The sequence below is a fragment of the Pseudomonas sp. PAGU 2196 genome, from assembly GCF_022179005.1.
Taxonomy (GTDB): Bacteria; Pseudomonadota; Gammaproteobacteria; order Pseudomonadales; family Pseudomonadaceae; genus Aquipseudomonas; species Aquipseudomonas kermanshahensis.
Genome location: NZ_BNTL01000022.1, coordinates 15,508 through 37,541, shown reverse-complemented (window position 1 = coordinate 37,541; position 22,034 = coordinate 15,508). Strand labels below are relative to the sequence as shown.

The 22,034-nt window shown below is 62.7% G+C and carries 19 protein-coding genes; 12 read left to right on the top strand and 7 right to left on the bottom strand.

What is annotated here, in order from left to right; genetic code table 11:
- The first annotated feature begins 2 nt into the window (after nucleotides 1-2).
- Together MFF34_RS18940 and tsaA are read left to right on the top strand one after the other, a co-directional pair.
- Nucleotides 3-464, top strand: a complete 462-nt coding sequence (locus MFF34_RS18940) for a DUF1456 family protein (RefSeq protein WP_027594687.1) — start codon at nucleotides 3-5, stop codon at nucleotides 462-464.
- A gap of 6 nt (nucleotides 465-470) precedes the next feature.
- On the top strand, nucleotides 471-1,166 hold the full coding sequence (tsaA, locus tag MFF34_RS18935) for a tRNA (N6-threonylcarbamoyladenosine(37)-N6)-methyltransferase TrmO (protein WP_099430217.1): 696 nt from the start codon (nucleotides 471-473) through the stop codon (nucleotides 1,164-1,166).
- Between the two features lie 60 nt (nucleotides 1,167-1,226).
- On the opposite strand, the gene MFF34_RS18930 is transcribed toward tsaA, so the two are convergent.
- The 4 genes from MFF34_RS18930 to MFF34_RS18915 all read right to left on the bottom strand — a co-directional run bounded on the left by MFF34_RS18930 (nucleotide 1,227) and on the right by MFF34_RS18915 (nucleotide 5,690).
- Entirely contained in the window at nucleotides 1,227-2,549 is a 1,323-nt protein-coding gene (locus MFF34_RS18930) for a dicarboxylate/amino acid:cation symporter (RefSeq protein ID WP_027594689.1), read from the bottom strand.
- Nucleotides 2,550-2,933: 384 nt separating this feature from the next.
- Entirely contained in the window at nucleotides 2,934-4,280 is a 1,347-nt protein-coding gene (locus tag MFF34_RS18925; protein ID WP_238215820.1) for an ATP-binding protein, read from the bottom strand.
- Entirely contained in the window at nucleotides 4,277-4,954 is a 678-nt protein-coding gene (locus tag MFF34_RS18920) for a response regulator (RefSeq protein WP_238215818.1), read from the bottom strand. Before MFF34_RS18920 ends, MFF34_RS18925 begins: the two co-directional genes overlap by 4 nt.
- 130 nt (nucleotides 4,955-5,084) lie before the next feature.
- Nucleotides 5,085-5,690, bottom strand: coding sequence for an outer membrane beta-barrel protein (locus MFF34_RS18915; protein ID WP_027594692.1), 606 nt, complete (start codon nucleotides 5,688-5,690; stop codon nucleotides 5,085-5,087).
- 129 nt (nucleotides 5,691-5,819) lie between these two features.
- Between MFF34_RS18915 and MFF34_RS18910 the strand changes: the two genes are divergently transcribed.
- Together MFF34_RS18910 and MFF34_RS18905 are read left to right on the top strand one after the other, a co-directional pair.
- A complete protein-coding gene (locus tag MFF34_RS18910; protein WP_099430219.1) occupies nucleotides 5,820-6,611 on the top strand; it encodes a dienelactone hydrolase family protein in 792 nt (263 codons plus the stop codon).
- A gap of 80 nt (nucleotides 6,612-6,691) precedes the next feature.
- A complete protein-coding gene (locus MFF34_RS18905) occupies nucleotides 6,692-7,393 on the top strand; it encodes a 4'-phosphopantetheinyl transferase (RefSeq protein WP_099430220.1) in 702 nt (233 codons plus the stop codon).
- 3 nt (nucleotides 7,394-7,396) lie between these two features.
- Here MFF34_RS18905 and MFF34_RS18900 read toward each other — a convergent pair whose 3' ends face one another.
- Both MFF34_RS18900 and MFF34_RS18895 read right to left on the bottom strand, forming a co-directional pair.
- Nucleotides 7,397-9,004: an ATP-binding protein gene (locus MFF34_RS18900; RefSeq protein WP_099430221.1), complete on the bottom strand. Its 1,608-nt coding sequence runs from the start codon at nucleotides 9,002-9,004 to the stop codon at nucleotides 7,397-7,399.
- Complete coding sequence (locus tag MFF34_RS18895) at nucleotides 9,001-9,699, bottom strand: response regulator transcription factor (protein WP_238215816.1); 699 nt, start codon at nucleotides 9,697-9,699, stop codon at nucleotides 9,001-9,003. Before MFF34_RS18895 ends, MFF34_RS18900 begins: the two co-directional genes overlap by 4 nt.
- Nucleotides 9,700-10,322: 623 nt before the next feature.
- On the opposite strand from MFF34_RS18895, the gene MFF34_RS18890 reads away from it, so the two are divergent.
- From MFF34_RS18890 to MFF34_RS18885, 3 genes are all read left to right on the top strand, one after another.
- The gene (locus MFF34_RS18890; RefSeq protein ID WP_027594697.1) at nucleotides 10,323-13,202 is read left to right on the top strand and encodes a ribonucleoside-diphosphate reductase subunit alpha; all 2,880 of its coding nucleotides are present in this window, start codon (nucleotides 10,323-10,325) and stop codon (nucleotides 13,200-13,202) included.
- A 138-nt stretch (nucleotides 13,203-13,340) separates the two neighbouring features.
- Nucleotides 13,341-13,472: a hypothetical protein gene (locus tag MFF34_RS28115; protein ID WP_283236624.1), complete on the top strand. Its 132-nt coding sequence runs from the start codon at nucleotides 13,341-13,343 to the stop codon at nucleotides 13,470-13,472.
- Between the two features lie 490 nt (nucleotides 13,473-13,962).
- The gene (locus MFF34_RS18885) at nucleotides 13,963-15,213 is read left to right on the top strand and encodes a ribonucleotide-diphosphate reductase subunit beta (RefSeq protein ID WP_027594698.1); all 1,251 of its coding nucleotides are present in this window, start codon (nucleotides 13,963-13,965) and stop codon (nucleotides 15,211-15,213) included.
- 54 nt (nucleotides 15,214-15,267) lie between these two features.
- Here MFF34_RS18885 and MFF34_RS18880 read toward each other — a convergent pair whose 3' ends face one another.
- Nucleotides 15,268-15,726 (bottom strand): GNAT family N-acetyltransferase, encoded by a 459-nt coding sequence (locus MFF34_RS18880; protein ID WP_238215814.1) that lies wholly within the window; start codon nucleotides 15,724-15,726, stop codon nucleotides 15,268-15,270.
- A 101-nt stretch (nucleotides 15,727-15,827) separates the two neighbouring features.
- Here MFF34_RS18880 and MFF34_RS18875 point away from each other — a divergent pair, with 101 nt between their 5' ends.
- The 5 genes from MFF34_RS18875 (at nucleotide 15,828) to MFF34_RS18855 (ending at nucleotide 21,991) form a co-directional block, all read left to right on the top strand.
- The gene (locus MFF34_RS18875; protein WP_238215812.1) at nucleotides 15,828-17,306 is read left to right on the top strand and encodes a PLP-dependent aminotransferase family protein; all 1,479 of its coding nucleotides are present in this window, start codon (nucleotides 15,828-15,830) and stop codon (nucleotides 17,304-17,306) included.
- 514 nt (nucleotides 17,307-17,820) lie between these two features.
- Nucleotides 17,821-19,059 carry an OprD family porin gene (locus tag MFF34_RS18870; RefSeq protein ID WP_238215810.1) on the top strand — a complete coding sequence of 413 codons (1,239 nt, stop codon included), beginning with the start codon at nucleotides 17,821-17,823 and terminating at the stop codon, nucleotides 19,057-19,059.
- 187 nt (nucleotides 19,060-19,246) lie between these two features.
- Nucleotides 19,247-20,053, top strand: a complete 807-nt coding sequence (locus tag MFF34_RS18865; protein ID WP_027594703.1) for an NAD(P)-dependent oxidoreductase — start codon at nucleotides 19,247-19,249, stop codon at nucleotides 20,051-20,053.
- A gap of 24 nt (nucleotides 20,054-20,077) precedes the next feature.
- Nucleotides 20,078-20,956, top strand: coding sequence for an SMP-30/gluconolactonase/LRE family protein (locus MFF34_RS18860; RefSeq protein WP_238215808.1), 879 nt, complete (start codon nucleotides 20,078-20,080; stop codon nucleotides 20,954-20,956).
- Between the two features lie 63 nt (nucleotides 20,957-21,019).
- Entirely contained in the window at nucleotides 21,020-21,991 is a 972-nt protein-coding gene (locus MFF34_RS18855) for a TRAP transporter substrate-binding protein (protein ID WP_085272382.1), read from the top strand.
- Nucleotides 21,992-22,034 lie beyond the last annotated feature (43 nt).

The window sequence follows — 22,034 nt, the reverse complement described above, 5'->3', positions numbered from 1 at the left end:
AAATGAACCACAACGATGTACTGCGCAGCCTGCGCTACATGCTCAAGATCAACGATGCCAAAATGGTCGGCATCATCAAGCTGTCGGGCCTGGAGGTCAGCGCCGAGACCCTGGCCAGCTACCTCAAGAAAGAGGAAGAGCCCGGCTTCGTGCGCTGCCCCGACCCGGTCATGGCGCACTTTCTGGATGGCCTGGTGATTCATCGCCGCGGGAAGGACGACAGCCGCCCGCAACAGCCGGTCGAGCTGCCGGTGACCAACAACACCATTCTGAAAAAGCTGCGCGTGGCGTTCGAGCTCAAGGAAGAAGACCTGCACGCGATACTCAAGTCGGTCAACTTCCCGGTCTCCAAACCCGAACTCAGCGCGCTGTTCCGCAAGGTCGGCCATGACAACTACCGACCCTGCGGCGACCAGCTGCTGCGCAACTTCCTCAAGGGCCTGACCCTGCGCGTGCGCGGCTAAGTGGCCATGCAGCATACGGTTTCACCGGTCGGCATCGTCCGCTCCTGCTTCAAGGAAAAGTTCGCCATCCCGCGTCAGCCTCACCTGGCACCTGCGGCGCGTGGCGTGCTGGAGCTGCTGCCGCCGTTCGACCAGGGTGATGCCGTGGCGGGCCTGGAGCAGGTCAGCCATGTCTGGCTGTTGTTTCTGTTCCACCAGGCCCTGGAAGACAAGCCACGCCTGAAAGTGCGCCCACCGCGCCTGGGCGGCAACAAGAGCATGGGCGTGTTCGCCACCCGTGCCACCCACAGGCCCAATGGTATTGGCCAGTCGGTGGTACGCCTGGAAGGCGTGGAGCCTGGGCGCCTGCTGCTGTCCGGGATCGACCTGCTCGATGGCACTCCGGTGCTGGATATCAAGCCTTACGTACCGTATGCCGACAGCATTGCCGGTGCCAGTAACCAGATGGCCAGCGAAGCGCCCGCCGCCATTGCCGTGCAATGGCACGACGATGCCCTGCCCCAGGCCCACGCGCATGCGCTGCGCCTGGGCGAGCCACTGGTGGAGCTGATCGAGCAGTGCCTCGGTCAAGACCCGCGGCCGGCGTATCAGGTGCCACCACCGGAGCGGGTGTATGGGGTCAAGTTCTGGGATGTGCAGGTGCGCTGGCATTATCCGCAGCCGGCGCTGATCCGCGTGCTGGAAGTCGTGCTGGATCATTGATCCGAGCGTGCACAAAAAAAGGCGACCCGGAGGTCGCCTTTTTTCATTGCCTAACCGCGATCAGCGCGCCGGGCCTTCAGCCACGCCCAGGTCGTCGGTCGGACGGGTGTCTTCCAGCGGTGCGCCGCCAGATGCCAGCTCCGAAGCCAGCTTGTCGTTGTCCATTTCATTGACCCACTTGGCCACGACCACGGTGGCAACGGCGTTACCAACCAGGTTGGTCAAGGCACGGGCTTCGGACATGAAGCGGTCGATGCCCAGGATCAGCGCCAGGCCTGCAACCGGCAGGTGGCCAACCGCCGACAGGGTGGCTGCCAGCACGATGAAGCCCGAACCGGTCACGCCAGCAGCGCCTTTGGACGCCACCAACAGTACCAGCAGCAGGGTGATCTGGTGGGTGATGTCCATGGTGGTGTCAGTCGCCTGGGCGATGAACACGGCGGCCATGGTCAGGTAGATCGAGGTGCCGTCCAGGTTGAACGAGTAGCCCGTCGGGATGACCAGGCCAACCACCGATTTCTTCGCACCCAGGCGCTCCATCTTCGCCAGCATGCGTGGCAGCGCGGACTCAGAAGAAGACGTGCCCAGCACGATCATCAGCTCTTCGCGGATGTAGCGGATCAGCTTGAGCACGCTGAAACCGTGGGCGCGGCAGATACCGCCGAGGACCACCAGGACAAACAGCAGGCAGGTCACGTAGAAGCAGGCCATCAGGTAGCCCAGCTGCACCAGCGAACCCACGCCGTACTGGCCGATGGTGAAGGCCATGGCACCGAAGGCGCCGACCGGGGCCAGCTTCATGATCATGTTGATGATGTTGAACATGACATGGGCGAAGCGGTCGATCAGGTCGAGCACCGGCTTGCCGTAGCTGCCCAGGCGGTGCAGGGCGAAGCCGAAGATCACCGAGAACATCAGCACTTGCAGGATATCGCCGTTGGCGAAGGCACCGACCACGGTGTTGGGGATGATGTTGAGCAGGAAGCCAACGGTGGTCTGCTGTGCGCCGGCGGCGGCATAAGCGGCCACGCTGCTGGCGTTCAGGGTGGTGACGTCGATGTGCATGCCAGCGCCTGGCTTGACCACGTTGACGACGACGAGGCCGATGATCAGGGCGATGGTGGAGACGATTTCAAAGTACAGGAGCGCGTAGCCGCCGGTCTTGCCTACCGACTTCATGCTCTGCATGCCAGCGATGCCGCTGACCACGGTGCAGAAGATGATTGGGGCGATGACCATTTTGATCAGTTTGACGAACCCGTCACCCAGGGGTTTGAGGGCAACGCCGGTTTCGGGATAGAAGTGGCCGAGCAGGATGCCGATGGTGATGGCGACCAACACCTGGACATACAGGGATTTGTACAGCGGCTGACGTGTCGTCATGGCTAATTTCCTCAAGTGTGCCGGTTCACCCTTCCCAGGGTGATGGGGCACCTGAATCGCTAACCCTCCTGCACATGGAGGGATTTGTCGTTGTGTTCGAGCTGCCTGGGCAGGCCTCTGCCAGGATCAATAGCAAGGGCAATGCCAAAATGCCCATGAAGGGTGCAAAGGCCGAGATTGCTAGGGGTAATTGCCCAACGACAGGGCGAAAAAGCTGAGGAAGGCTGGCGGATTTCCGCCCGGTGGCGGAATTTGTACCAGGGGTGATGGCGGGAATCCGCCCATAGTGTATGGCGGTATGGCCCTTTCGCGGGTGAACCCGCTCCCACAGGGGGGCACTGCATTCAAGCATGTGCATGCCTGTGAAAGGGCCGGTACTGCCGATCAATCCAGCGTGAAGGTGATCCGGAACGCCGCGCCACCCAGTGGCGAATCACCCAGGCTCAAGCCGGCGTCATAGCTGTCGACGATGTCTTTGACCACCGCCAGCCCGATGCCCTGCCCAGGGTGCTGGCTGTCCAGCCGCTCGCCGCGCTCCAGAATGCGCTCGCGCTGATCGGCCGGCACCCCTGGCCCATCGTCTTCGATGCACAGCGTCAGTTGGCCTGGCGCCTCTTCCAGGCTCACCCGTACGTGCCCCAGGCTCAACCGGTAGGCGTTCTCCAGCAGGTTGCCGAGCAGTTCCAGCAGCGCGCCCTGCTCCATCGGCAGCTGCGCGGCCTCGGGTATGTCCAGCGCGACGCTGACCTGCTTGTCGCGGTAGACCTTGGCCAAGGTGCTGCACAAGCTGTCGAGCAAGGGCTTGAGTTGCACGCTGTGACGCACCAGGCCGCTCTTGCGCAGGCTGGCGCGCTGCAGTTGGTAGTCGATTTGCTGGCTCATGCGTTCGATCTGGCTTTGCAGCACGCGCGCCTGTTCGCGCTCACCGCTGCGCTGGCGCAGGCTCTCGCCCACCCCTTGCAACACCGCCAGCGGTGTCTTCAGGCTGTGCGCCAAGTCATCCAGCGAGTCGCGGTAGCGCTGGCGCTGTTCGCGCTCGCTGTGCAGCAGACGGTTCAACGAACCGGTCAGGCGCAGCAGCTCACGGGGGTGCTCGCGGCTCAACCCGTCACGCGCGCCGGCCTCGACCTCGTCCAGCTCGCGGCTCAGCCGCCGCAGCGAACGCAGGCCCCAGGTCAGGCCGGCCCACAACAGCACCAGCAGCGCCAGCAAGGCTGCGCCAAACCCCAGGTAGAGCTTTTCGCGCAGGCCATCGAGGGTGTGCTGGTACTCGCGCACCGGTTGCAGCGCAACGATGCTGTAGGCCGCGCTCTGGCCGCCAAGCAGCTTGATCTCGACGTCATAGACGAAGAACTCTTCGCCATCGCCTTGACGGATGCGGGCGAACTCGTTGCCACGGCCGTCATAGCGGGGGCGGTAGTTGATGTTCTGGTCTGCGGTGGCCCGCGACTGCCACACCAGGTTGCCGTCGCGGTCGAAGATATAGCCCAGCAGGCCGGTGTAGGGCAGGTTGTAGCGTTCGTCCGGCAGCAAGGTCGGCATCTGCAACTGGCCGTGCTCGATGCGGGCGGCGGAGATCAGCGTGGTCACGTCCGAGGCCAGGCGTTGCTCGATGGATTCCTGCAGGGCAAGGCTGAACGCCTTCTGCAAGGCAGGCAGCAGCGCCAGCATGAACAGCAGCGCCAGCACTGCGGCCGCCAACATCAGGCGCACCCGCAGGGAACGGATCATCGGCAGCGCTCGGTAAACAGGTAACCCAGGCCGCGCACCGTGTCGATCGGTTTGAAGCCGTTATCACCTTCCAGCTTGCGGCGCAGGCGCCCGACCAGCACCTCAATGACATTGGGGTCACGGTCTTCATCGCCTGGGTAGAGTTGTTCCATCAGGCGGTCCTTGGCCACCACCTGCTGGTGGTGGCGCATGAGGTATTCGAGGATGCGGTATTCGTAGGCGGTCAGGGCCAGGGGCTGATCGTCCAGGCTCGCCTGCTTGCGGTTGAGGTCGAGCAGCAGCGGGCCTGCGGCGATGGTCGACTGGGTGAAGCCGCTGGAGCGGCGCAGCAGCGCGTTGAGGCGCGCTTCGAGCTCTTCGAACTGGAAGGGTTTGACCAGGTAATCGTCGGCACCGGCGGCCAGGCCTTCGACCTTGTCCTGCCAGTTGCCACGGGCGGTGAGGATGAGAATGGGGAAGGTCTTGTTCTGGCCGCGCAGGCGGCCGATCAGTTCCAGGCCGCTCATGCCCGGTAGCCCAAGGTCGATCACGGCCAGGTCGAAGTGGTACTGCTCGGCCTGGTAAAGGGCCTCTTCGGCATCGGCGACAGCCTGGACCACGTGGCCGCTTTCGCCCAGGCGGGTGTAGAGGTGATGGCGAAGCAGCGCTTCGTCCTCGACCACCAGCAGTTTCATGTGCAGCTCCTTGTTTATATGGCCTGTGCCGGCCTCTTCGCAGCACAAGGCTGCTCCTACATCGGGCAACCACTGTGCCTGTAGGAGCAGCCTTGTGCTGCGAAGAGGCCAGTGCAGGATAACAACTACCTCAGAACTTGTAGTTCGCCGACAGGTACGTTTGTGCACTGCTGGTCAGGCGCAGGGTGCCGTCTTTCGGCCCGCCGCTGGCGCCCACCTCGGTTGCAGCATTGGTGCGCAGGTAACGGTAGCCCATCTCCACCGATGCCTTGTCGGTGATCTCCTGGATCACACCTGCCTGCAGGCCCACCGCGTAGCCATAGTCGGTATCACGGCTGGCACCTGGGGAATCCTGGGTCAGCTTGGTCATGCCCAGGCTGCCGCCACCGAACAGTTTGGTGGTATCGCCCACCGGCAGGAATAGGTCATAGCTGCCCAGCAGGTTTTCCTGGCGCAACTTGAGGCCGCTGTGGTCACCAGAGACGTTATCGTAGGTCATGTAGTAGCGACCCTGGTCGTTGATCTTACCCACGCGCACGCCCCAGGTGTCGTCCTTGCCGATGATGCCGTCGGCGTTCAGGTTGTCGGTGTTGCGTTGCAACAGGCCCGACTTGCGGACTTTATCGCTGGTCTGGCCGTAGGTCAGGCTGGCGAAGTTTTCGTCGGCAGCCTGGGCGGTGGTGATGCCTGCGGCGCAGACGGCCATGGCGGCGAGCAAGGTGTTGAAGGTTTTCATGGCTTCGTACTCCAGTTGGATGCGCTGTTTCTGTCTGGAAGCTAGAGTAAGGAGGGCACCCTGAACCGTGACTGAACCCTGGCTGAACCAGGGCTGAACGAACTGTCTGCAAGACAAGGAGTAGTAAACATGCGCGCCCTGCTGGCCCTGACCTTGATGTGCAGCGCCGCCCTCGCCCAGGCGGCGGTAGTGACCCGCGAGATCCCCTACCAGGACGACGATGGCAAGCGCTATGTCGGCTACTACGCCTATGACGATGCGCTGGACGACAAACGCCCGGGCATCGTCGTGGTGCATGAGTGGTGGGGCCTGAACGACTATGCCAAGCGCCGCGCCCGCGACCTGGCAGCCTTGGGCTACAAAGCGCTAGCGATCGACATGTACGGCGATGGCAAGCACACCGAGCATCCACAGGATGCTCAGGCGTTCATGGCCGAAGCGATGAAAGACCCGGCTGCGGCGGCCGCGCGCTTCGACGCTGGCCTGGAGTTGCTGAAAAAACAGCCGAACGTCAACAAGCACCAACTGGGCGCCGTGGGTTACTGCTTCGGCGGCAAGGTGGTGCTCGATGCGGCTCGTCGGGGAGAAAAACTCGATGGCGTGGTGAGTTTCCATGGCGCGCTGGCCACCCAGACGCCAGCCAAGCCGGGCGTGGTCAGGGCCGACATACTGGTCGAGCACGGCGCGGCGGACAGCATGGTCACCGAACAACAGGTCGAAGCGTTCAAGGCGGAAATGGACGCGGCCAAGGTCAACTACAAATTCGTCAGCATCCCCGGGGCCAAGCATGGCTTCACCAACCCGGACGCCGACCGTTTGAGCCATGGCGAACATGGTGGGCCGGACATTGGTTACAACAAGGCAGCCGATGAAAGCTCATGGGCGGATATGCAGGCCTTCTTCAAGAACGTGTTCAAGTAACGATCGCCGGGGCCGCTTTGCGGCCCATCGCGACGCAAGGCCGCTCCCACACAGCCGTCGCGGCTGGCACAATAGCCCCCATGAACACACTTCCCACCTGCTGCTCCCCACTTCAGCACCACTGGCCCCTGCCCCGCCCGTTGCCGGGTGCAGTGCTGGTCAGCTGTGCCTTCGACCCGGCCCACCTGGCTGCCGACGACTTCCAGCGTGCCGGCATTGCACAAAGCGCCAGCCTGCAACGCTCGGTAGCCAAGCGCCAGGCCGAGTACCTGGCCGGCCGTGTCTGCGCCCGCGCCGCCTTGCAACGCCTGGATGGCCGCGACTTTGTGCCGGGCACCCACGAAGACCGCTCGCCCATCTGGCCGGCCGGCATCCACGGCTCGATCACCCATGGCAAAGGCTGGGCCGCCGCCGTTGTCGCGGGCCAAGGCAGCTGCCGCGGCCTGGGCCTGGATCAGGAGTCGCTGCTGGATGACGAACGCGCCGAGCGCCTGATGGCGGAAATCCTCACCCCCGCCGAACTTGAGCGCCTGGACCGCCGCCAGCTCGGGCTGACAGTGACGCTGACCTTTTCGCTCAAAGAAAGCCTGTTCAAGACCCTCTACCCGCTGACTCGCCAGCGTTTCTATTTCGAGCACGCCGAAGTGCTGGAGTGGTCCGCCGAGGGTTCGGCCCGCCTGCGCCTGCTCACCGACCTGTCGCCCGAATGGCAACGCGGCAGTGAACTGCAGGGCCAGTTCTGCCTTCAGGACGGCCACCTGCTGAGCCTGATCAGCGTCTGACCTTTACTGGGGCGCCTGTGCCCGCGGCCAGCTGAGGCTGAAGCAGGCGCCGCCCAGCGCCTCGCTGCGCCCTACCGTGGCCCTGCCAGCGTGCCAGTAGATAATCCGCCGAACGATCGACAGGCCCAACCCATGCCCGCCGGATGCCCGGGTGCGGCTGTCGTCGAGCCGGGTGAAGGGCGTGAAGATGCGGTCCCAAACGCCCTCCGGGATGCCTGGCCCGTCATCTTCCACATCGACCCTGCAGCGTTGCTGCCCCAGTTGGTAACTGAGCCGAACTTCGCCTTCGGCATGGCGCATGGCGTTGCTCACCAGGTTCTGCAGCGCCCGGTGCAGGTAGCGCGGCTCGGCCTCGACCCAGGCCCCATCGGTTTCAGCCCCTTGGCAAGCACCGCGTACCACCTTGATGCCGGCCCGCAGCGGTGCCAGTTCCTCGATCACCCGGTCAAACAAGGCATCAAGGTCGACCCGCTGGAATTTCAGCGCCGGCGCACCTTGCTCAAGGCGCGCGTAAGTCAGCATCTCGTCGACCAGTTTGTCCAGGTCCTGGATGTCGCCATCCATGCCGGCCAGGTGCTTGGCGCGGGCTTGGTCGGTACTCGCGGTCTCGATCATCTCCAGGCCAAAACGCAGGCGCGCCACCGGTGTGCGCAGCTCGTGGGACACCGCCCGCACCAGCTCGCGCTGCATGGTCAACGAGCGCTGCAGGTGCTCGGCCATGCCATTGAATGCTGCAGCCAGGCGCCCAACCGAATCGGCGTCACCGGCCGGCACACGGGTGTCCAGGCTACCCTGGGCAATACGCGTGGCCGCAATCTCCAGGCCCGACACACGCCGCTCCAGCTGGCGCACCAGCAAATACACCACCAGCCCGATCAGGCACAGCCCGAGAAAGGCAATCAGGATCAGCAACTGCGGCGGGTACGGGTTGAGCTGATGCAACGGGCCGATTTCCAGCACCCAGGGTGACCCCGAGAGCCCGGAGAACACCCGGATCGAATCGCCATCCTTGCCCAGGGCCATGACCGTATCGCCCTCCTCTACCCGCCGCCGCTGGTCGTCATCCAAGCCGACCCGCTCCAGCCGTTGCAGGGCGATGTCGAAACCAAACCCCTTGCTCTGCTTGAGTTGCGCAAGGCGCTGCTGCTGCTCGGTCACCGGGTAACGCACCAGCTCGTCCGCCAACAGGTAAAGCGTGGCCCGGGCCAACTGCTCGCTGACCTGCTTGATCTGGGCCACCAGCAGTACATCCTCGCGGCCAACCTTGCGCAGCACCTGGGCGGCGTGCGGGCCGGTCTTTTCGACCACCACCAGGCCGCGATACAACCGGGCCCGCTGGCCACCGTCAAGGGTGCGCGCCGACATCGGCTGCAGCGCCAACGGCACCCCAAGCAGGCGCTCCCACATCAGCAATGAGCGCTTGCGTTCGGTTTCGTTCTGCACGGCCAGGTTGTCGGCCATCAGGCTGAAAGTGCCTTGGGCCAGGCCCTCGCGGTGCTGGGCGGCGCGCACTTCGTTGACCAGGTGCAGGCTGAGTACCCCGAGCAGCGCCACCAGCACCAGCACGGCGAGCATGCCGCCATAGATGCGCAGAAAGATCGAGTTGTTCATGGCGCCTCGCCGACGAACAGGTAACCCTTGCTGCGCAGGGTCTTGATCAGGCGTGGGTGGATCGGGTCGTCACCGATCTTGGGGCGGATCTTGGAAATGCGCACATCGATGGAGCGGTCCTGGCCGTCGTAGCCGACACCGCGCAGGGCGGTGAAGATCTGCTCGCGCGACAAAACCCGGCCGGCGTTGCTGGCCAGCAGCCAGAGCAGGTCGAATTCGGCGCCGGTCAGGTCTATCAGTTGCTCGCCCAGCCGCGCTTCGCGCAGGCGGTTGTCGATGCGCAGCGGGCCGAAGGCCAGGTCCAAGCGCTTGCTTTCGGGCGCTTCGCTGCGCCGCAGCAGGGCCTGGATACGCGCCAGCAACACGCGCGGGCGCACTGGCTTGCACACATAGTCGTCGGCGCCCAGGTCCAAGCCCTGCACTTGGTCGAGTTCGTCGCTGCGGGCGGTGAGCATGAGGATCGGGCCAGCATATTGGACGCGCACCCGGCGGCAGATGCTCAGGCCGTCTTCACCGGGGAGCATGAGGTCGAGAATCACCAGGTCAGGCTGGCTGTCGACAATGCGTCGCACCGCGCGGCCGCCATCGCCCTCGACGGCCACCTCGAAGCCGTTGGCCTGGAGGTATTCGGCCGTGAGCTCGGCCAGGCGCTGGTCGTCTTCGACGATGAGGATGCGGGGGGTGGGTTGGTCCATGGCCTTTGCCTTTCAATTGTTGTTTTTCTATCGCCGATACTACGTTCCGCCCTGAGCACTGCCAACCGACCTGCAGTACCGCACTCGCCACTGGACTGAACCGTTTTTTGTGGTAGGGTTCGCGCCCTCAAAATTCTGCCTTGGGGCAGCGCGCTGAAGAAAAATACTGCAAACCACTTGGCACAAGGCCTACAGGCCATACCCACAAAGTACGCACAACTTATCCACAGGCGCTCGCCTTGCAAAGACCCTGATACCGCATTATCTTGTATCCCGATCGCAGCGAACCACTACATGTTGGGGTTCGTGCAAAATCACACACAAAAGTCAACCCGGCAAATTATTCGATTTTCCGGTTGAACTTCAGGTGATTTGACCAGCCATACCGCTCCAGCGGACTACTGAACTGCAACAGCTTTTGGGTACTGCCCAAAACCTTTGACTTCGGCCAGGGAGCGGCAAGCTATTGCCCCTTATTCCTGAGTCTGTCCCGAAGTCGGTACGCCCGAGCGGGCGGATGCGCGCGCATGACGCATCCCCGCACGGGTAATCGAGCAAGTGGACGGAACGGTGGGCGCCCAAAAGGCGCCTGTACAATATAGAAACTGTGGAGACACCCACCCATGCAAACCGACACAACTCGCGAGAACCCGCAGGCCCAGGTGCCGCAGGCCGCCGATTCCAACCAGGATCTGGCTGCCACCGCCCCCGGCCAACTGCGCGTGATCAAGCGCAACGGCACTGTCGTCCCCTACACCGACGACAAGATCACCGTGGCCATCACCAAGGCGTTCCTCGCAGTTGAAGGCGGCACCGCCGCCGCCTCGTCGCGTATCCACGACACTGTCGCGCGGCTGACCGAGCAGGTCACTGCCACGTTCAAGCGTCGCATGCCATCGGGTGGCACCATCCACATCGAAGAAATCCAGGACCAAGTCGAACTGGCCCTGATGCGTGCCGGTGAGCAAAAAGTCGCCCGCGACTACGTGATCTACCGCGACCAGCGTGCAAAAGAGCGCGCCACCCGCGCCAACACCGACGCCGTGGTCGAGCCGCACCCAAGCATCCGCATCACCCTGGCCGACGGCAGCCTGGCGCCGCTGGACATGGCGCGCCTGAACACCATCATCAGCGAAGCCTGCGAAGGCCTGGCCGAAGTCGATGGCGACCTGATCCAGCGCGAAACCCTGAAGAACCTGTACGACGGCGTGGCCATCAAGGACGTAAACACCGCCCTGGTGATGACCGCCCGTACCCTGGTCGAGCGCGAGCCGAACTACTCGTTCGTCACCGCCCGCCTGCTGATGGACACCCTGCGTGCCGAAGGCCTGGGCTTCCTCAGCGTTGCCGACAGCGCTACCCACCACGAGATGGCCGAGCTGTACGCCAAGGCGCTGCCAGCCTACGTCGCCAAAGGTATCGAGTTCGAGCTGCTGAACCCGGCCCTGGCCGACTTCGACCTGGAAAAACTGGGCAAGGCGATCAACCACGAGCGCGACCAGCAGTTCACCTACCTGGGCCTGCAGACCCTGTACGACCGCTACTTCATCCACAAGGATGGCGTGCGCTTCGAGCTGCCACAGGTATTCTTCATGCGTGTGGCCATGGGCCTGGCGCTGGAAGAGAAAGAAAAAGAAGCCCGTGCGATCGAGTTCTACAACCTGTTGTCGTCCTTCGACTACATGGCCTCGACCCCGACCCTGTTCAACGCCGGTACCCTGCGCCCGCAGCTGTCCAGCTGCTACCTGACCACCGTGCCGGACGACCTGTCGGGCATCTACCACGCGATCCACGACAACGCCATGCTGTCGAAATTCGCCGGTGGCCTGGGCAACGACTGGACCCCTGTGCGTGCACTGGGCTCCTACATCAAGGGCACCAACGGTAAATCCCAGGGCGTCGTACCCTTCTTGAAAGTGGTCAACGACACCGCCGTTGCGGTCAACCAGGGCGGCAAGCGCAAGGGCGCTGTCTGTGCCTACCTGGAAACCTGGCACCTGGACATCGAAGAATTCATCGAGCTGCGCAAGAACACCGGTGATGATCGTCGTCGTACCCACGACATGAACACCGCCAACTGGATCCCTGACCTGTTCATGAAGCGCGTCTTCGATGACGGCAAGTGGACCCTGTTCTCGCCATCGGAAGTGCCTGATCTGCACGACCTGACCGGCAAGGCCTTCGAAGAGCGCTACGAGTACTACGAAGCCCTGACCGAGTACAACAAGATCAAGGTGTTCAAGACCATCCAGGCCAAAGACCTGTGGCGCAAGATGCTGTCGATGCTGTTCGAGACCGGCCACCCATGGCTGACCTTCAAGGACCCGTGCAACCTGCGTTCGCCGCAGCAGCACGTGGGCGTGGTCCACAGCTCGAACCTGTGCACCGAGATCACCCTGAACACCAACAAGGACGAGATCGCGGTCTGCAACCTGGGCTCGATCAACCTGCCGAACCACATCGTCGATGGCAAGCTGGACACCGCCAAACTGCAACGCACCGTGAACACCGCCGTGCGCATGCTCGACAACGTGATCGACATCAACTACTACTCGGTGCCGCAAGCGCGTAACTCGAACCTCAAGCACCGCCCTGTTGGCCTGGGCATCATGGGCTTCCAGGACGCACTGTACCTGCAGCACATCGCCTACGGTTCCGACGCTGCGGTCGAGTTCGCCGACAAGTCGATGGAAGCGGTCAGCTACTTCGCGATCCAGGCGTCCTGCGACCTGGCCGACGAGCGTGGCGCCTACGAGACCTTCCAGGGTTCGCTGTGGTCCAAAGGCATCCTGCCGCTGGATTCGCAACAGATCCTGATCGAGGCCCGTGGCCAGAAGTACATCGACGTCGACCTGAACGAGACCCTGGACTGGGCGCCGGTGCGTGCTCGCGTACAAAAAGGTATTCGTAACTCGAACATCATGGCCATCGCGCCGACCGCGACCATCGCCAACATCACTGGCGTGTCGCAGTCCATCGAGCCGACCTACCAGAACCTGTACGTGAAATCGAACCTGTCGGGCGAATTCACCGTGATCAACCCGTACCTGGTTCGCGACCTGAAAGCCCGCGGCCTGTGGGACTCGGTAATGATCAACGACCTGAAGTACTATGACGGTTCGGTGCAGCAGATCGAGCGTATCCCGCAAGAGCTGAAAGACCTGTACGCCACCGCGTTCGAAGTCGAGACCAAGTGGATCGTCGATGCTGCCTCGCGTCGCCAGAAGTGGATCGACCAGGCTCAGTCGCTGAACCTGTACATCGCTGGCGCTTCGGGCAAGAAGCTGGACGTGACCTACCGCATGGCCTGGTACCGTGGTCTGAAAACCACCTACTACCTCCGTGCCCTGGCTGCGACCAGCACCGAGAAGTCGACCATCAACACCGGCAAGCTCAACGCCGTTTCCAGCGGCGGCGACAGCGCCCCGGTTCAGGCCGCCGGCCCGGCACCTGTGCCAAAGGCGTGTGCGATCGACGAGCCTGACTGCGAAGCCTGCCAGTAAGGCCTGATGCCGCAAGGGGTGCCCACGGGTGCCCCTTGCGGCATTTTTGTATCCGCGTTCCAGAGAAGCCTTGCCCTTTGCCCACCGCTCGCGCGGCTCGGTAAAAGAGCAGGACCTCTCAAAAAAAGGATGTACCCCATGGCGCGGAAAAAAGTGGCAACTCGCAAAATTGGTCGCAATGCTGCAACCGGCCGCTTCACCTCGGTCGAAGAAGCACGCAAGCACCCCAAGACACATGTGGTCGAGACCCTGCGCAAGCAGTGCAGCTAACACACGCTGTGTAGGAGCAGCCTTGTGCTGCGAAGAGGCCGGTTATGCCAGCGAAATGTGCTGTGCTTGCGCCGGCCTCTTCGCAGCACAAGGCTGCTCCTACACGACGCATAACCCCATATACAGTGTTTAGAAAACAAAAAACCACAACATATAGTGCCAAACCTTCGTTTAGCGGCTACACTCTTGCCCGAACGAACGGCACACCCTTGGTGAACGGATGCGCGCTAAACCGGTCGAAAAAGTTACCCTCGCCGGCCAGACTCGCACCCCGATCGAAGGCGAATTCCGGTATACTGCGCCCCCTCTGAAAAGGGCACCTTTCAAGTCCCTGGCCCCTCTGTGAGGCCTGGCCAGGCACAAGCACATCCAGATGTAACGAGAGTCAGCCTCTCGAGCTGTCCATTCGCCGTAACGGCCTTGCGTCAGGCATCACATTCTTAAAATCCAACCGGTTGCCTGAGGGCGACCCTCAAGCAGGAGCCAAACCATGCTGAGCTGGGACGAATTCGACAAGGAAGACGGCGAAGTAGCCGCCAAAGGCAACACCCCTGCGCAGGCCAACGCCGCTGCCACCCTCGACAAGCTCGACAGCGCCGGCGGTGCCGCCGCCCTGGAAGCCCGTGCCGCTACCGCTTCTGACTCCGAAGCCGTAAAACGCGCCAAAGCTGCCCTCGACGCCCTCGACGTTGCCGAAGGCTTGGCCGAGCTGGAAGGCTCTGCCGCCCGCGTTGCGGTCGATGAAAAGCGCATGATCAACTGCCGCGCCGACCTCAACCAGCTGGTGCCATTCAAATACGACTGGGCCTGGCAGAAGTACCTCGACGGCTGCGCCAACCACTGGATGCCGCAAGAGGTCAACATGACCGCCGACATCGCCCTGTGGAAGAGCCAGGACGGCCTGACCGAAGACGAGCGCCGCATCGTCATGCGTAACCTGGGCTTCTTCTCCACCGCCGACTCCCTGGTTGCCAACAACCTGGCCCTGGCCGTGTACCGCCTGATCACCAACCCGGAGTGCCGCCAGTACATCCTGCGCCAGGCCTTCGAAGAGGCGATCCACACCCACGCCTACCAGTACTGCATCGAGTCGCTGGGCATGGATGAAGGCGAGATCTTCAACATGTACCACGAGATCCCGTCGGTCGCGAAGAAAGCCGCCTGGGGCCTGAAGTACACCCGCGCCATCTCCGACCCGGAATTCAACACCGGCACCCCGGAAACCGACAAAGAGCTGCTGCGCAACCTGATCGCCTACTACTGCGTGCTGGAAGGCATCTTCTTCTACTGCGGCTTCACCCAGATCCTGTCGATGGGCCGCCGCAACAAGATGACCGGCGTTGCCGAGCAGTTCCAGTACATCCTGCGTGACGAGTCGATGCACCTGAACTTCGGTATCGACGTGATCAACCAGATCAAGATCGAGAACCCGCACCTGTGGGATGCCTCGATGAAAGAAGAAGCGACCCAGATGATCCTGCAAGGGACCCAGCTGGAGATCGAATACGCCCGCGATACCATGCCGCGCGGTGTACTGGGCATGAACGCAGCGATGATGGAGGACTACCTCAAGTTCATCGCCAACCGTCGCCTGACCCAGATTGGCCTGAAGGAAGAGTACCCAGGCACCACCAACCCGTTCCCGTGGATGAGCGAGATCATGGACTTGAAGAAGGAGAAGAACTTCTTTGAGACGCGTGTGATTGAGTATCAGACTGGTGGGGCGTTGAGCTGGGACTGATTGTCCGGGCTGAGCATCGAGAAGGCTGCCAATGGGCAGCCTTTTTTTTGCGTGCTAACAAGCCATCCGGTACTCGATTACCCCCGGCTTTTCAGCAATCCAGTCGTACAGCCGCTGTGCGGTCTGGTTGGTTTCCTGGGTATGCCAGTACAGCCGGTCGCACTGTTTCTCCCGTGCCTGGCCCTGAACGTACTCGATCAACTGCTTGCCAACCTGCCTCCCTCGCGCGTTTGGGCAAACGTACAGGTCTTCCAGATAGCAGAAGTCGTTACGCCCCCAAGTCGAGCGATGGAACACAAAATGGACGAAACCGAGGATGCGCTCACCGTCCGTGGCGACGGCGCAGTGCACGGGCTCTGCCGGGTCGAAAAACCGGGCCCAGGTCAGCTCGGTGGTGGCCTGGCTCAACGCTACTTTGTAAAACGCCTGGTACTGGTCCCAATAGGCGGACCATTGAGGGAAATCGCTCTGCTTCAACTCGCGGACTGACATCAATGCTGGTGCAACTGTCATCGTGGACCCCTTTCAATGTGGGAATGGTCTGAAAACAGGTGCATTTATAGCGATAGAATGGCCTGAATAGCCCCGCCACTTTTTGCAAGCGAACCAGACCAATGTTCAAACACGCACAACTGCAATCGGTCAAAGCCTGGATGAGCGACCCGGCCCATGGCGAGTTGTCGTTGCATGTGCGGATCCAGCGGGCGATTCGCCAATTGATCCTTGATGGCGCGCTGCCGGTCGGTAAATCGCTGCCGGCTTCACGCCCATTGGCCCAGTCGCTGGGCGTCTCGCGGGATACCGTGGAGGCGGCTTACAGCCAGTTGCATGCCGAGGGTTTCATCGAGCGTCGGGTGGGCAGCGGAAGCTTCGTCTCGCAACGCGCACGGCATCTGCCACAGCGCCAGCAAAAACGCGAAACGCGCTGCGATGAGCCACCTCAACTGAGCCGCCGGGCGATGGCCGTGCTGCAGAGCGGGGGCGTGAATAATTTCCAAGGGCCGCGCCCGTTTGCACCGGGAGTAGCCGAGACCCGGCACTTCCCCCTGGCGGTCTGGGAAAGGCTGGAGCGCCAGGTGTACAAGGAATTTGGCACCCAGGCATTGGAGCACAGTGCGCCACAGGGCATGGCCTGCCTGCGCAGCGCGATCGCTGACTACCTTAACCTCGAACGGGGCGCGCAGGCGTCTGCCGACCGGGTGCTGATCCTCACCAGCTCGCAGCAGGCGCTTAGCCTATGCGCGCAGGTGCTCATGGATGCGGGCGATCAGGTACTGGTCGAAGACCCGCTCTACCAAGGCACGCGCAAAGCCGTCGCGGCAGCAGGCCTCGAAGGCGTGCCCGTGCCGGTGGATGAAAACGGCCTGCAGGTGGAACGCATGGCGCGGTTGGCCGCCACTGCCAGGGCGGTGTTTCTGACGCCGTCCCATCAATATCCCACCGGCGCCACATTGTCGCTGGACAGGCGCCTGCAGGCCATCGAGTGGGCAAGGCAGCAGCGCGCCTGGATTATCGAAGACGACTACGACAGCGAGTTCCACTACGAGGGCCGGCCGACCGCCTGCGTGCAGGGCCTGGACCCGCATGACCGCACGCTGTACATCGGCACGTTCACCAAGTCGCTGTTCGCCGGGCTGCGCATCGGCTACTTGCTGTTGCCACCTGCTCTCGTCGCGCCGATGACCAATGCACGCACGCTGCAGGATGGGCATACGGCCTCCATTGCCCAGCTGACCCTGGCGCGGTTCATGGAGGGCGGGCACTACACGGCGCATGTGCGGAGCATGCGGGCGCTGTATGCCGCGCGCCGGGACATGCTGGCAGAGCTTGTGCACAAGCACTTGGGGGCGTTTCTGGCGCCAAGCATTCCGGCCGGGGGGCTGCAGATGCCCTGCCACTTCGTGCAGGACTTGCCGGAAGATGCGGTAGTGAGGGCGGCGCATGCGGCGGGGATCGACCTGTTGGGGCTCGGCAGTTTGTATGCATCGCCGAGGAATGATGCGGGCCTGTTGATGGGGTTTGCGGCGCTGACGCCTGGCGAGATGCGTGTAGCGGTGGCGAAGCTGGCGAAGGTGTTTGCGGGGTTGGAATAGAGAGCTCCCAGCCGCATTCAAGGCGCTGCTCTGGGTTCACAGAAGTCTGCCCTGAGTGCTTCTGCGCCTGTGAGATCGAGCGCCGCGGGGGCGGCGCTCGATCTCACAGGCACTGACGCACTCAAGCCCTCAGTCATAGTACCTCCAGAAAAATCCCTTGCCCCCGGAATAGAGGCCTCAGCTTTCCGTATTCACCAAAAACCCAAGCCTCCAAACACCCTCATCACACCACAAAGCGTTGACATCCCCACCACCACTTGATAAAAATCGCCATAGTTGTACGACAACGCATAACAAAAACAACAATCCGTGGACGATCGCCATGTCGACTTCAATCGCGCTATACCCCCGCGTTGCACCTTTCCCGATTTCGTCACCTGCGGCCACCTAGGGCCGTAAGCCCGTTTCACCCTCCCTGGCCGTGACCGGCCCGTTACCTACCCGCCCCTACCGCTGGCCGCTTGCGCGTGCACGGTGGACGGGCCGCCACACCCTTTTGTGGAGCACAACAATAATGAGAATCTGCCAAACCCTTCCCTTTGCCCTGCTCGGCGTCGGCATGCTCGGCAGCCTGCCGGGTACCACGCTGGCGGCGGGCTTTGCCGAGGATGCCAAGGCCACGCTCGGCCTGCGCAACTTCTACATCAACCGCAACTTCACCAACCCCAGCAACCCGCAAAGCAAGGCCGAGGAATGGACGCAGAGCTTCATCCTCGATGCCCGCTCGGGCTTTACCGAGGGGCCGGTGGGGTTCGGTGTGGATGTGCTGGGCATGTGGTCGGTGAAGCTTGATGGCGGTGGCGGCACCTACGGCACCGGGCTGCTGCCGCGCCACGACGATGGGCGCCCAGCCGATGACTTTGGGCGCCTGGCGGTGGCGGGCAAGGCGCGGATATCGAAGACCGAGCTTAAGATCGGCGAATGGATGCCGGTGCTGCCGATCCTGCGCTCCGACGACGGCCGTTCGCTGCCGCAGACGTTCCGCGGGGGGCAGGTCACCTCCAACGAGATCGCCGGGCTGACGCTGTATGGCGGGCAGTTCCGTGGCAACAGCCCGCGCAATGACGCGAGCATGGAAGACATGAGCTATGGCGGGGCGCTTTCGGACCGCTTCAACTTCGTCGGCGGCGAATACAAGTTCAACCAGGACCGCACGCTGGTCGGGCTGTGGAATGCGGTGCTCAAGGACGTCTACCAGCAGCAATACCTGCAACTGAGCCACAGCCAGCCAGTGGGTGACTGGACCCTGGGCGCCAACCTGGGCTACTTCCATGGCGATGAAGACGGCTCCGAGCGTGCCGGGCAGCTGGACAACAAGACCTACTCGGGGATGTTCTCGGCCAAGTATGGCGGCAACACCTTCTGGGTTGGGCTGCAAAAAGTCGATGGCGATACCTGGATGCGGGTCAATGGCACCAGCGGCGGGACGCTGGCCAACGATAGCTACAACTCCAGTTTCGACAATGCCAACGAACGCTCGTGGCAGGTGCGGCATGACTTCAACTTCGTCACCGTCGGGGTGCCGGGTTTGACGCTGATGAACCGTTATATCAGCGGGCAGGATGTGCACACCGGTGCTGTTACCGATGGCAAGGAGTGGGTGCGGGAAACCGAGCTTGCGTATGTGATCCAGAGCGGGGCGTTCAAGGATTTGAGTGTGAAGTGGCGGAACTCGAGCATTCGCCGGGATTACAGCAACAACGAGTTTGATGAGAACCGGTTGATCTTCAACTATCCGTTGTCGTTGTTGTAATAGGGGGCCGCTTTGCGGCCCATCGCGGCAAGCCCGCGCCTACACGGACCGCGTGAAGCCTGTAGGTGCGGGTTTGCCGTAATGAGGCATACAGGGTCACAGAATTAACATTGACAACTCTGGAACCCGCTGCCGATAATTCAGCCCAGTCATACGACAACCTACAACAACTAACAACGAGCCGGCCATGACCCCAACTCCCCTCAATCGCCTGCTGCTCACCGGAGCCGCAGGCGGCCTGGGCAAGGTCCTTCGCGAACGCCTGCAAGGCTACGCCGAGGTCCTGCGCCTTTCCGATATCAGCCCGATGGCACCTGCCGCGGGCCCGCATGAAGAGGTGGTGGCTTGCGACCTCGCCGACAAGGCAGCGGTCCACGCCCTGGTCGAAGGCGTAGACGCCATCATCCACTTCGGTGGCGTGTCCACCGAGCATTCCTTCGAAGACATCCTCGGCCCCAACATCTGCGGCGTGTTCCACGTCTACGAGGCGGCGCGCAAGCATGGCGTCAAGCGCATCATCTTCGCCAGCTCCAACCACACCATCGGTTTCTACCGCCAAGACGAGCGCATCGACGCCCACTCCCCGCGCCGCCCCGACAGCTACTACGGGCTGTCCAAATGCTACGGCGAAGATGTCGCCAGCTTCTACTTCGATCGCTATGGCATCGAGACGGTGAGCATTCGTATCGGCTCGTCATTCCCGCAACCGCAGAACCCGCGGATGCTCTGCACCTGGCTGAGCTACGACGACCTGGTCCAGCTGATCGAGCGCGGGCTGTTCACGCCCGACGTCGGCCACACCATCGTCTATGGCGCCTCCGACAACCGCACCGTGTGGTGGGACAACCGCCATGCCGCGCACCTGGGCTATGCGCCTAAAGACACCTCCGAGGTGTTCCGCGAGGCCGTCGAAGCCCAACCGGCGCCCGCCGCCGATGACCCGAGCATGGTCTATCAGGGCGGCGCCTTCGCCGTGGCCGGACCGTTCAACTGACCCCGCGCGCCAGGAGGCACGGCCATGAACTGCGAACTGATCGTCGACGCCCGCAACGGTACCGGCGAAAGCCCTGTGTGGCACCCTACCGAACAGGCCCTGTACTGGGTCGACATCCCTGCCCGCACACTGCACCGCTGGCAGCCCAATGGGGCCCTGCAGGCGTGGCAAGGTGACGAAATGCTCGCCTGCATCGCCCGCACCGAACACGGGTGGGTCGCGGGGATGGAAAGCGGCATCTTCCACCTCGAACCCAAGGCCGACGGCAGCCTCGACAGCCGCCTGCTCAGCACCGTCGAACATGCCCAGGGCGGCATGCGCTTCAACGATGGGCGCTGCGACCGCCAAGGCCGCTTCTGGGCCGGCACCATGTTGATGGACATGCCGCAGGGCGCCCATGTCGGGGCGCTGTACCGGCATGACGGCGAAGGGCACCTGCACCTGCAGCAGGACGGCATGATCGTGCCCAATGGCCTGGCCTTCAGCCCCGATGGCACGCGCATGTACCTGTCGGACTCGCACCCCAACGTGCAGAAAATCTGGGTGTTCGACTACGACATCGACAGCGGTACGCCCCACAACAAGCGGTTGTTCGTCGACATGCATGCCTACCCTGGCCGCCCCGACGGCGCCGCCATCGACCAGGACGGCTGCTACTGGATCTGCGGCAACGACGCCGGCCAGGTCCACCGCTTCACCCCCGATGGCCGCCTGGACCGCTCGCTCAATGTACCGGTGAAAAAACCGGCCATGTGCGCCTTTGGTGGCGCCAACCTGGACACCCTGTTCGTCACCTCGATCCGCCCTGCGGGCATTGACCTCTCCGACCAGCCGCTGGCCGGCGGGGTATTTGCCTTCGAGCTCGGCGTCAAAGGCCTGGAGGAGCCTGCCTACCGGGGCTGAACACCCGCTCTGCCACACACTTGCACACACGAAACCGGATAATAAAAACCACGGAGTTTCACCATGACCTTCAAACGCAAGCTGCTCCTTGCCGTACTCCCCTTCGCCTTCAGCCTGTCGATGCCGGCCTCCGCGCTGGACATCAAGTTCGCCGAGATTCACCCGGCCGGCTACCCGACCGTGGTCGCCGAACAGAACATGGGCAAAAAGCTCGAAGCCGCCAGCAATGGCGAGATCACCTTCAAGATGTTCCCCGGTGGGGTGCTTGGCTCCGAGAAGGAAGTGATCGAGCAGGCACAGATCGGTGCCGTGCAGATGACCCGCGTCAGCCTGGGGATCGTCGGGCCGGTGGTGCCGGACGTGAACGTGTTCAACATGCCGTTCGTGTTCCGTGACCATGAACACATGCGCAAGATCATCGACGGTGACATCGGCCAGGAAATCCTCGACAAGATCACCAACTCCGAATTCAACCTGGTGGCCCTGGCCTGGATGGATGGCGGCTCGCGCAGCATCTACACGAAAAAACCGGTGCGCAGCCTTGAAGACCTCAAGGGCATGAAGATCCGTGTGCAGGGCAACCCACTGTTCATCGACATGATGAACGCCATGGGCGGCAACGGCATTGCCATGGACACCGGCGAAATCTTCAGCGCCCTGCAGACCGGCGTGATCGACGGCGCCGAGAACAACCCGCCGACGCTGCTCGAGCACAACCACTTCCAGAGCGCCAAGTACTACACCCTCACTGGCCACCTGATCCTGCCGGAGCCGGTGGTGATGTCCAAGACCACCTGGAACAAGCTCACCGCAGACCAGCAGGCACTGGTGAAGAAAGTCGCGCGTGAAGCGCAGATGGAAGAGCGTGCGCTGTGGGACGCCAAGTCTGCGGCCAGCGAAGAGAAGCTCAAGGCGGCCGGTGTCGAGTTCATCACCGTCGACAAGAAGCCGTTCTTCGACGCCACCGCATCGGTCCGCGAGAAGTACGGTGCACCGTACGCCGACCTGATGAAGCGTATCGACGCCGTCCAGTAATACCGGCCCCTTCCAAGACGACCTCGACAGTGCGGCGGCCGCC